Genomic DNA, 10,293 nt, shown 5'->3' on the forward strand with positions numbered 1-10,293 from the left:
ACGACGCACACGGGCAGAGGAGGTACCGATGCTTCGGTTCTTGTCGGTGGGGGCACTCGCCGCGGCGGTCATAGTCACCGGTCTCGCCGCGGTTGTCGGAGGGTGGGCATGGATTCTGGTACTGGTCCTGCTTGCCTGCCTGCTCCTCGTCGGCGTCTACGACCTGGTGCAACGCCGACACTCGGTGCTACGTAACTACCCCATCCTCGGCCACCTCCGGTATCTGCTCGAAAGTCTGCGTCCGGAATTGCAGCAGTACTTCATCGAACGCAATTTCGACGGGCGACCGTACGACCGTGACGTCCGCACCATCATCTACGAGCGAGCCAAAGGCATTCACGGTGAACTGTCCTTCGGTACCGAACGCGACATCGAGGAAGTCGGCTACGAGTATCTGGTCCATTCCACCGCTCCCGTCCCCGAGCCGGACGAGCCGCCACGGGTGATGATCGGTGGGCCCGAGTGCGCACAGCCGTACTCGATGTCGTTGCTCAATGTGTCGTCGATGAGCTTCGGTGCACTCTCCGGTAACGCGCTGCGGGCGCTCAACAAGGGTGCCGCTATGGGCGGGTTCGCTCACGACACCGGCGAAGGCGGGCTCACCCCGTACCACCTCGACGGTGGCGGCGATCTGGTGTGGGAGGTCGGATCGGGATACTTCGGTACCCGGACGAAGGAGGGCCGGTTCGATCCCGACCAGTTCGCCGATCAGGCCGCCCACCACCAGGTCAAGGCCATCTCACTCAAGCTCAGCCAGGGTGCCAAGCCGGGGGTCGGGGGTGTCTTGCCTGCCGCGAAGGTGAGCGATGAAATCGCCCGGTATCGCGGCGTGCCTGCTCACGAGAAATGCGTCAGCCCCGCGGCGCATTCCGCGTTCCATACTCCCCGTGAACTGATTCAGTTCATCTCGACGATGCGTGAGCTGTCCGGCGGGAAGCCGATCGGGTTCAAACTGTGCGTCGGGTCGCGGGTGGAGGTCCTCGCGCTGTGCAAGGCGATGCTCGATCAAGGCAGCGCGCCCGATTTCATCATCGTCGACGGCGCCGAAGGCGGCACCGCGGCAGCACCTTTGGAATACGAGGATCACGTCGGGCTTCCGTTGACCAGCGGATTGATCACCGTTCACAATGCGCTCGTCGGAACCGGGCTGCGCGATAAGGTCAAAATCGGCGCCAGCGGTAAGGTCGCGCTCGGAAACGACATCGTCAAACGCCTGATCCAGGGAGCCGACTACACCAACGCCGCCCGCGCCATGATGATGGCGGTGGGCTGTATCCAGGCCCAGCGGTGCCATACCAATACCTGCCCGGTCGGAGTCACGACGCAGGATCCCAGGCGCGCTCGCGCCCTCGACGTCGAAGACAAGAGTGTGCGCGCGTATCGCTATCAGGACGCCACCGTACGCCAGGCCGTGCAGATCATGGCCTCGCTGGGTGTATCCGATCCCAGTGGATTGACACCGCACATGCTCCACAAGAAGCTGGGTCCCACGGAGATCCGGTCGTACGCCGATCTCTACGAGTGGTTGGCTCCCGGCGAACTCGTGGCCGACCCTCCGCAGGAGTGGGCAGGCGACTGGGCGGCAGCGAATCCCGACACGTTCCGTCCGGTCATGCGACGTTGAGTCCGGTCGTGTCGTGGACGCACGACAGCAAAGGATCTCAGAACGGTCCTCGCAGCCTGGGTGTCGCCCGTGCCGCGTCCGCCACCCGCCGCTCGTACCACCCCTCGACAAATGCCGCATATGCTTCACGGGCCAGATCGACGGTGCGGTCGCGGAACTCCATGAGTTCGGCACTCACCGCCGCCTGAACTCCGCGGAGGTCTCGCGGTCCGAGATTCCACGGCTCCGGCAGGATCTCCGCGGCGACCTCGTCGAGAATCCCGCGCCGATCAGCACCGTCGCCGACTACGAAATGCGCTAGCACACCGACACTTTCCGACACCAGCACCACGTCAGGAGAGTGCGGCGAACTCAACACCGCGTATGCAATCAGCCAACTCTCGTCCAGCGCACCGGACTGCGCGAGTTCGACGATCGAGTCGACGACGAATCTCGCGTTGACTTCGACCGCATCGGCCAGCGCCGCAACATGCCTCGCCGGAAGTGTGGGGAGCACTGCGCAACGCGCTTTCGCAGCTACGATGCACACCGCCAGACCCGCGAGCACGTCATCCGGCAGATCTGCTTCGTAGTGTCGGGCATAGTCGGTGATCGTCGGCAGACCGTACCGGCCGAGGTCCGCATCCAGTTCCTGCTCGGTGATCCCGTCCCAGCTGTTCCTCAACCGAATCAACGCCCATGCCCCGGCAAGTGCGTCGTGATGTGGATCTTCCTGCCACGGAGCGACAACGGCGTGATCCAGCAGGTTCAGGATATGCCGGGCAAGTAATTCGACGTCGGCACACCAGGGTTCGCACACCACCGCATCCTGGAGGAAACGCGGCGCAACCACACTCGGATATGCCTGGACCATCCGACGCCATTGCGCCGCCGTCCACCGCTGTGCGGCTACGACATCGTCCAACCCCGGAATCACACCCGAACCTTCGCTGAGTTCGTAGAAAGCGCGCCACAGAGCGACGACCGCCAGCTCGCTTCGCACCCGTGCCCCTTCTCCTCGCTCGGCCAGGGCAAAGACACCTTCGGCGATGATCACGCTCAACGTGGTGTTCACCAAGGACGGGTCTGAAGCGAAGTCGTCGAAAGTCGGCACGTCGGCCACGCTGCTGGCGATGAAGGCCAAGACGGCCGGTTCGAGCCGGGATCCGAGCGGGCGGCCGATGAAGTCGAAGTGGCCGATCACGGCGGGCTGCAGATAGTCCATGCACGTCGACCGTCCGACCGGGCCGACTCCCTCGACGAGCTTCGGACCCCGGGCGTCGTCACACAGCACCGGGACCACCGCCAGTTCGAGGATCTCGCGGACGAGCTGGTCGCCGAGATCGCTCATGAGGTCGGCACGGACGATCGCATCGATCGCCTGGAGTGCTGAGACCGCCACCTCTTCGATCTCGTAGGCGGTATACAGCCGGCTGCGCAGAGCGCGGAGAAGACGATCGGCTTCCGTCACCAGTTCAGGTGTCCGATCGCAGTGTTCGAGTAGTGCACGATGTGCTGGGTCCGCGTTCCGGAACCACGCGCGATCGTAGAACACCCGGAACGCGAATACTCGAGCTGCAAGGGTGCACACCACGGGCGCCAACCGGCCGGCTGCATTCCACGCACTGAAGACGCGGGCAGCCTGCGACGCGGTATCCCCGAAACTGCTGTCCACCACGTCCACGATCAACGACGCGAACTCCGACTCCATCACCGTGTCGGGGCTTTGTTCCAGCAGGACGGTCGTCGCCTCGGCCAACGAGTCGTGCAGGTCGCTGTCCGCCACCACCGCCATCGCCAACGGCCACATCGGGGACAGGTGCTCGTCGCCCGCTTTCCTCGCGATCTCGTCCTGATGCTCGAGCGTACGGGCGGCAACCGATTCATCGACGAGGACGATCTGTGCCAACCGTGACCAGGGGGTTACCGGCACCACGTCGCCGTTGTCGACGCAATGTGGTTCTCCATCGAGTGCGCCGAGGATCGGCGATTCGTTCTCACCGAACACCACGCACCCCGGTGTGTCACCCGGAAGATCTTCGAGGGGTACCGCCACCAGATGCGCGCCGCGCGCAACGGTGTCGTCGACTGTGTGCAACCTGTCGAAGGTCGACCATCCGAAGCGCCTGCTCGTTCCCGGCGACATGAAGTGGGAAACTGCGGCGATCCATCCGGCTGCACTGTCCGAATCCGCGCAGCCGAGGACCACGGGTGAGCCGCCGCGGAAGGCCTGCGCAACCGCGTCGAGCAGGACGCTGAAGATACGGATACGCGATGTATCCGGGTCGAGGAGAAAGTCCACGGCCGCGGCGCGTGACGCGACACCACTGGGACTGGGTTCCGGGGACGAGAGGATTGCGGCAGCGACGTCGCTGGGGCCGTACGGCGTGAGCCACTCGGCCGAGTGCCATCGTTCGATCGGCCGCAGCGCTCCTGCCTCATCGGTGCGCCGGTCGAGAAGTGTGTGAGCGAAAACGTTCTCGATCCGACCGGAAGCGTCCATACCGGCCTGAACCGTGTGCCAGTACAGCCCCGAGCTGGCGGGCCCGGGTGCGTACGCCAGCCGGCGGGGACGATCCTCCACTTCCTCGGCTGTGACGAATCGGGGAAACGGCCGGACCGCTTCGAACTGCGTCACGACGCCCGCGAGTAACCGTTCCTCTTCTTCCGCATCGACATCGCCGGTGGTCTGCTTGATCTGCCAACCATCGCCGCCGGCGTTGCCGGGGCGACCGAAGAATGTGTAGGTGAGTTGACCGAATCTGGGGCGCTCGGCAACGGTGGTCACGTCACTTCGTCCCCTCGCCGATCCGAACCCCATCGAGCATCAACCGCAAGCGGATTGTGGGTCACAATGGACGGCACCAGCATGACGTGCGCCGATTCTCGGACGGAATCGGACAGCCCGAGAGTGTGTGCATCCAAGTGCGCCCGATCGAGACCTTCCTAGGTGCGGTTTCGGTGGGATCCATGACAACCAATAGTAGTCAGCGCGAATGCGCACCACAGCCGGACCGGTCAGTCACTCCCTTCCACTTCCACCCCGTATCGCACCGCGAGCGCTGCAAGATCGTCGTCGTATCCCTGCCCCACAGCCCTCAACCGCCATTTTCCGGATCGCCGGTAGATCTCGGCCAGCACCATCGTGCGCTCGGTTGTACCTGCGTCGAGGACCGCGGTGGCGGCGGTGCCTGATTCGCTGTCCACGCTGATGGAAATCGCACCGAGGTCGCCGAACGTGCGGTCCCCGTCGATCGCCGCCGCAATCGCGATGCGCTCGCACTCAGCCGGAATGGATGCCAGGTCGAGGCGGACGGACTGCTCACTGCTGCCGTCCACGGTCAGCTCGACAACACCATCGTCGTATGCAGGGTTGTTGTAGAAGACGAAATCTTCGTCGGTGTCGACTCTTTCATTACCGTCGAGTAGGAAGGCGACGATGTCGACGTCGAACTCGTCTCCGGTCGCTTCGGCCTTCCACGCGACATTGACCGACCACCGCGTGGTCTTTGCGGGTAGATCTATCACTTCCCCCTGCGAGAGCACCGGCGCCGTCAGGCGGGATTCGGTGCGCATGTGCGGAGGGACGACACCCATCTCGATCGCGGCATTCACGTCGTCCGGCGTGAGCACCGGCAGCTGACGATCGTGGACCCGCGACAGCCGCTTGTCGGCGTCGGCGCCTTCCAGGAGCAGGGCGTCGGTGACGGCAGCCGTGAAGTTGAGGGACGGTCGGGCACCGAGCTGCGCTATACGCGAGCGCATCAAGACCGCCTCGAGGTGCGTGCCGCCGAGCAAGAGGACACGACGCCCCGACCACAACTTGGGCTTCGTTCCCTGGAGCGCCAAGTTCTTCGGCGCCGGCGCGGGCGTTGCCGTCGTCGGCGGGGTTTCCTGCTGCGGAACGATGTCGATCACCGTCGCCGCCTTGGGCTCACCCGGCGCCACTCGCTCCAGCAGTGCTTCGAGTTGCTGTTCAGTGATGACGGGGATGCCCTCGGCCATGGCCTTGCGTACCTTGGCGGTCTGTACGCCGGGGTCGTTGCAGACGACGACGCTGGTCTGGCGACTCGCGCTGTTGAGTACGTCGAGCCCGGCTTCCGTCATGCGGTGGGCCAGCGTCGGCCGCGGTGTGGTGGTGGCTCCACTGATCACCACCTTCATGCCCTGCACGAGCCCCGCCTCCGTGAGACGGCCCGGGTTCTTCCACTGGCACGGCACTCGCTGCACCGAATCCGGGTACACCGACTTCCGGCCGCGGCAGTTCACCACAGGCAAGGGCAGCTGCAGATTCTCGGCCAGGGTGGCGCTGCGCACGAACACCTCGGAGAGCACCCGCGCGTCGTCGTAAGCGTCGTGTGCTTGCAGCTGCTGGACCTGCCAGTGCTGGGCGAGGGTCGCCAGCTTGAAATTGGGGACGTCGAGCTCCAGGCGCCGCGACAACGCCAGGGTGCAGAGCCGCTGTTCGGCCGGGATGGACCTGCCGGACCGCCGGAACTCGGCGTCGAGGAATCCGTAGTCGAACGACGCGTTGTGTGCGACGAGAGTGCCGCCGTCGAGGATGTCGGCGAGCTCGCCGGCGATGTCCGTGAAGCGGGGTGCACCGGCGAGCCGCTCGCGTGTCAGGTTGTGGATGTGCACAGGCCCGGGGTCGCAGTCGGCGTTGACGAGGGTGGAGAACTCGCGTTCGACAGAACCGTCCTCGCGCAGCACGAGAGCGGCGACGCTGAGCACACGGTGCGCGTTCGGGCGCAACCCGGAGGTCTCGACGTCGACCACCACCCAGCGGTGACCGCGGGGCAGCGTCGCAGGCCCGTTGGCATGTGCGCGCGTATCGATCACATCGACCTCCTGATGCCTTCCGCGTCGGGATGGAAAACCGACATGACCGACATTCTTACCGGACGCCACCGACAGGTTCCAAGGCAGGCCGGGGCCGAATCGACTTGTGTAACACCACTGCCAGCACTGCCGATAACCAGGGACTTCTGCTGATCGGAATTCGGGTGACGGGACAAACGTGAAGAACTGGTTGGGACTCTTTGCAGCCCTCGTCGTCCTCGGATTGATCATCGAGCACTGGCAGACCATCCTGGTCGCCCTCGGCATCATCATCGGGGTCGTGGTCGCTGTCGCGATGATCGCGGCGGCAGCTCCCAAGATCCGCGGAGCCACGGAGCGCGCGCTCGAGGCCCGACGGAACGCAGCAGAGATGGAACGGGCTCGGCGATCGCGTTTGCGGGCTCGCGCCATGACGCAGCACGACTGGTACCTCGAGGGCAGCGATCGCGGGATCTACGGCGAGTTCCCGCCCGTCGACCTCGACAAGCTCTAGTTACGCCGCCGCATTCCACAGCACAGCCGCGCGCCGGAAAGACAGCCGCTCGCGGTCGACACGTTGTTCGCGTCCGTTTCATTCGCGGTTGTGCTGCGACGCCAGGCGGATCTGGGCCCGGAATCCGCGCTCGGATCCACACTTTCGTGCTGGATCAATCGCAATAACCGTGCAGGAAGACCCGCACGCCCGCGCGCACATGCTCTTCGGTCGAACGCCCCCCGCCCGAGGTGTCCCGGCCGATCAATGCCATCAGATGGAACGCGGCGAGCATCGGGTCGTCGAGGTTCAGCCCGTCCAGCTTCTCGAGACGATCGGCGAGGTGCCGGCGCACGCGTAGCGGCCCGGCGTCTCTCCATGCGTCGATGGCAGCGGGCGGAATGTGGTCGATGTCGGCCTGTATCTGACGGACGAGAGCGAAGTGGGTGACGTACTCTTCGTCCCACACCAGGGCAACGCCCAGGTCGGTGAGGTCGTCTTCCAGGTCGGTGACCTTACGCTGCTCGTCCAGAGCTTGCATCGTGAGGGTATTTTCGTCGTGGGAGCCGCCGGTGGTGCGACGAAGACCGCACAAGTGCGCGACAACGATGCCGATATCGCTGTGGACTACAGCGATCCCGCCTGGCCGGAGCGCCTTGCCTCCGCACCCCGGATCAGTGTCGTGATGGACGGCGTCGGCGGCCGGATCGGCCGACAAGCTCTCGAACTTCTCGCCCCTGGTGGACGGATCATCCTCTACGGGTGGGCATCCGGCTCACCCACCGAGATCGCAACCACCGACCTGATCTCCCGGCAAATCACAGCAACCTGGGCGCTGGGGCCGCGCATGGTTCCGCCGGGCGGGTGGGACGCATTGCGCTCGACCTCCTTGGCGCGCGCTGCGGGCGGCGAGTTCCGACCGCTGATCACACGCTTCCCTTTGTCGGAGGCCGCAGCAGCACACGCGGCCGTGGAGGACCGGACAGCGCGCGGGAAGGTGGTGCTCACCAGCCGAGCGCAGGTAGTCCGATCCGTTCCAGATCGGCGTTCAGCCGGTGCCCAGTCTCCGTCCAATCGGTGACATAGACGGTTGAGTGTGCATTTGTTGTCGCGAATGTCGAGTACAGCCGACAACAACTGCGCACCCGATTCCGTCTCATGTCAGGTGTATCGGTAGAAGCCCTCACCCGACGCAAGTCCGAGCTTGCCTTTGTCGATGTAATTCTCTTTCAACCACACCGCGAGTTTCTGCTGTTCCTCGTCGCCGTTGGCCATGATGTTGTACGGGGTGGCAAGTCCAATGATGTCGTAGATCTGGAACGGTCCGATCGGCGCGCCGGTCGCGATCTTCCACGTCTTGTCCACTGCCTCAGGGTCGGCGTATCCGCCGGCGGCGAGTTGCGCGGCCGATGAGAGGAACGGTACGAGGAGCGAGTTCAGGACGTATCCGGCCTTCTCCTTGTGCAGTTCGATGGGCACCATGCCGATCTGGGTCGCGAATTCGACTACCGCGGCCAGCACCGCGGGATCCGTATCGGCGGTGCCCATGATTTCGGCTGTGTTGAACTGCCAGACCTGGTTCGCGAAGTGCAGCGCGAGAAACCGGTCGGGGCGTCCGGTGGATTCTTTCAGGTCACTCGGGAGCAGCGTCGACGAATTTGTCGCGAAGATCGTCTTGGCCGGCGCCGCCGGCCCGATCTTCTCGTAGATCTCCTGCTTGAGCGACAGGATCTCCGGCACCGCTTCGACGACGAGGTCGGCGTTCGCCACTGATCCTTCCAGGTCCGTTGTCAGGGTGATTCTTTCGAGCGCGTCCCGAACGGCGTCCTCGGTGGCACCTGCAACGTCCCGCTTGTATGTCTCGCCTAATTCGGCGAACCGCTGTCGTGCGCCATCGAGCGCTTCACTACTGATGTCGTAGGAAGTGACATCGAATCCCTTGTAAGCAGACTGGAATGCGATCTGTGATCCCAGGACTCCAGCTCCGAGCACGGTGACTCTTCGAATTTCACTCATTCGTTTCTCCTTGTTGAGCCCGATCGAACTGCACTCCGATACGTGGACAGCTGCGACGAATACGAGGCTGACATTGCCGAACGAAGCCGGTCTGCTTACACAACAAAACCTCCGACGGCCCCGAAGGGGAAATCAGACGGTATTATGGGACGCCGGAACAAGTCGAAATCTATCACAGGCCACAGTCGCGCACAGGGGTTCCGAGCTCGGACAGATCCGCTCCCCACTCGACCTCGACCCGGCTTCTACTCGCGCGCGTGGGAATCATGACGGGACCGGTCGTGCTAGCGTCGAACCGATTTTCGGGCGGATCGGGGGGTCGCGTGAGCAGGTGGAGACGTGCAGCGATGAGTGCTGCAATCATCGCGGTAGCAGCAGCCTGCGGACCAGCACCAGCACCAGCCGTCGACAACAGCACCACCGTAACCACCGCACCGACAACACGCACACCGCGCATCGTCGACGACTCCGGTCGCCCCGACGTCACCTTCGACCCCTGCCTCGACCTACCCGACGACGTGATGACCGAAGCGGGATACGACGCGGCACACAAAGAGTTTGCGGACATGCCGATGGGGTGGTACACGTTCCTGGGCTGCACCTACCGCGACCGAACACTCATCCCAGGAGTCCGACGTGGATACGGCCTCAATATCCTGGCAGGCAACGTTTCCATCGATGAGGAACTCGAAAAGAACGGATCTGTGGCAACCGCGGCCAGCATCAACGGACGTCGTGCTCTACTCGAGGTCGACCCGAACAACAGAGACACCTGCACGTACGTGTTACAGACCGAGTTCGGCATTGCCATCTTCAGCAGGATTTACCACAAGGATCACCCCGGGCCAGTGCCCCAAAACGAATGGTGTACCGGGTTTGAGGATTTCGTCTCCACTCTTGAGCCCTACATCTAGAACTGGATATAACGACCGCTACCACCGGAGGAACGCTTGCCTGACTTCGTGAGACTCGAACCGCTCGTCATCGAGGAGATCGTTGCGATCTGCAACACTACGCTCAGCGAACTAGAGAAGGCGCGAGAGACAACGAACAATCTGGCGGCAGCTCACGGCTTCGGTGACTTCGAGTCCGCCAAGCAACTCGCCACCGGCTACGCCCGCAAGGGCGCCGGCACACCCGAGTCTGCCCGCGAACGCGTAGAACAGTTCATCGACGCCCTCACCCAACTACACGACGCATTCGCTTCAGGCGGCGAAGCGTTCCTCGGCACCGAATTCGACTGGGTACGACAGCTTCAGTCGATCGACGTCGACACATAACCTGCACGCACTTCCCGCACGAATACCGGAACCGTCGCGGGAATCGTAGGCAGGACCGGTCGTGCTAGCGTCGAACCGAT

The 10,293-nt window shown here is 63.9% G+C and carries 9 protein-coding genes; 5 read left to right on the forward strand and 4 right to left on the reverse strand.

Annotation, left to right across the window (positions count from 1 at the left end):
- The first annotated feature begins 28 nt into the window (after window positions 1–28).
- Complete coding sequence (locus tag MWU77_RS23575; protein WP_247274928.1) at window positions 29–1,624, forward strand: FMN-binding glutamate synthase family protein; 1,596 nt, start codon at window positions 29–31, stop codon at window positions 1,622–1,624.
- A gap of 37 nt (window positions 1,625–1,661) precedes the next feature.
- Here the strand turns inward: MWU77_RS23575 and MWU77_RS23580 are convergent, their stop codons facing one another.
- Both MWU77_RS23580 and MWU77_RS23585 read right to left on the reverse strand, forming a co-directional pair.
- Window positions 1,662–4,391 carry a hypothetical protein gene (locus MWU77_RS23580; protein ID WP_247274929.1) on the reverse strand — a complete coding sequence of 910 codons (2,730 nt, stop codon included), beginning with the start codon at window positions 4,389–4,391 and terminating at the stop codon, window positions 1,662–1,664.
- A 230-nt stretch (window positions 4,392–4,621) separates the two neighbouring features.
- A complete protein-coding gene (locus MWU77_RS23585) occupies window positions 4,622–6,445 on the reverse strand; it encodes a TerD family protein (RefSeq protein ID WP_247274930.1) in 1,824 nt (607 codons plus the stop codon).
- A gap of 178 nt (window positions 6,446–6,623) precedes the next feature.
- Between MWU77_RS23585 and MWU77_RS23590 the strand changes: the two genes are divergently transcribed.
- Window positions 6,624–6,938 (forward strand): hypothetical protein, encoded by a 315-nt coding sequence (locus tag MWU77_RS23590; RefSeq protein ID WP_169689671.1) that lies wholly within the window; start codon window positions 6,624–6,626, stop codon window positions 6,936–6,938.
- Window positions 6,939–7,092: 154 nt separating this feature from the next.
- Here the strand turns inward: MWU77_RS23590 and MWU77_RS23595 are convergent, their stop codons facing one another.
- A complete protein-coding gene (locus MWU77_RS23595; RefSeq protein ID WP_247274931.1) occupies window positions 7,093–7,458 on the reverse strand; it encodes a TetR/AcrR family transcriptional regulator C-terminal domain-containing protein in 366 nt (121 codons plus the stop codon).
- A gap of 18 nt (window positions 7,459–7,476) precedes the next feature.
- Here MWU77_RS23595 and MWU77_RS23600 point away from each other — a divergent pair, with 18 nt between their 5' ends.
- A complete protein-coding gene (locus MWU77_RS23600) occupies window positions 7,477–7,998 on the forward strand; it encodes a zinc-binding dehydrogenase (protein ID WP_206040285.1) in 522 nt (173 codons plus the stop codon).
- A gap of 80 nt (window positions 7,999–8,078) precedes the next feature.
- Here the strand turns inward: MWU77_RS23600 and MWU77_RS23605 are convergent, their stop codons facing one another.
- On the reverse strand, window positions 8,079–8,933 hold the full coding sequence (locus tag MWU77_RS23605) for a 3-hydroxyacyl-CoA dehydrogenase (protein ID WP_247274932.1): 855 nt from the start codon (window positions 8,931–8,933) through the stop codon (window positions 8,079–8,081).
- 266 nt (window positions 8,934–9,199) lie between these two features.
- Between MWU77_RS23605 and MWU77_RS23610 the strand changes: the two genes are divergently transcribed.
- Window positions 9,200–9,847 carry a DUF3558 domain-containing protein gene (locus MWU77_RS23610; protein ID WP_308198864.1) on the forward strand — a complete coding sequence of 216 codons (648 nt, stop codon included), beginning with the start codon at window positions 9,200–9,202 and terminating at the stop codon, window positions 9,845–9,847.
- A 48-nt stretch (window positions 9,848–9,895) separates the two neighbouring features.
- A complete protein-coding gene (locus MWU77_RS23615) occupies window positions 9,896–10,213 on the forward strand; it encodes a hypothetical protein (protein ID WP_247274933.1) in 318 nt (105 codons plus the stop codon).
- The last annotated feature ends 80 nt before the right edge of the window (window positions 10,214–10,293 follow it).

The sequence above is a fragment of the Rhodococcus sp. F64268 genome (assembly GCF_023015605.1).
GTDB lineage: Bacteria > Actinomycetota > Actinomycetes > Mycobacteriales > Mycobacteriaceae > Rhodococcus.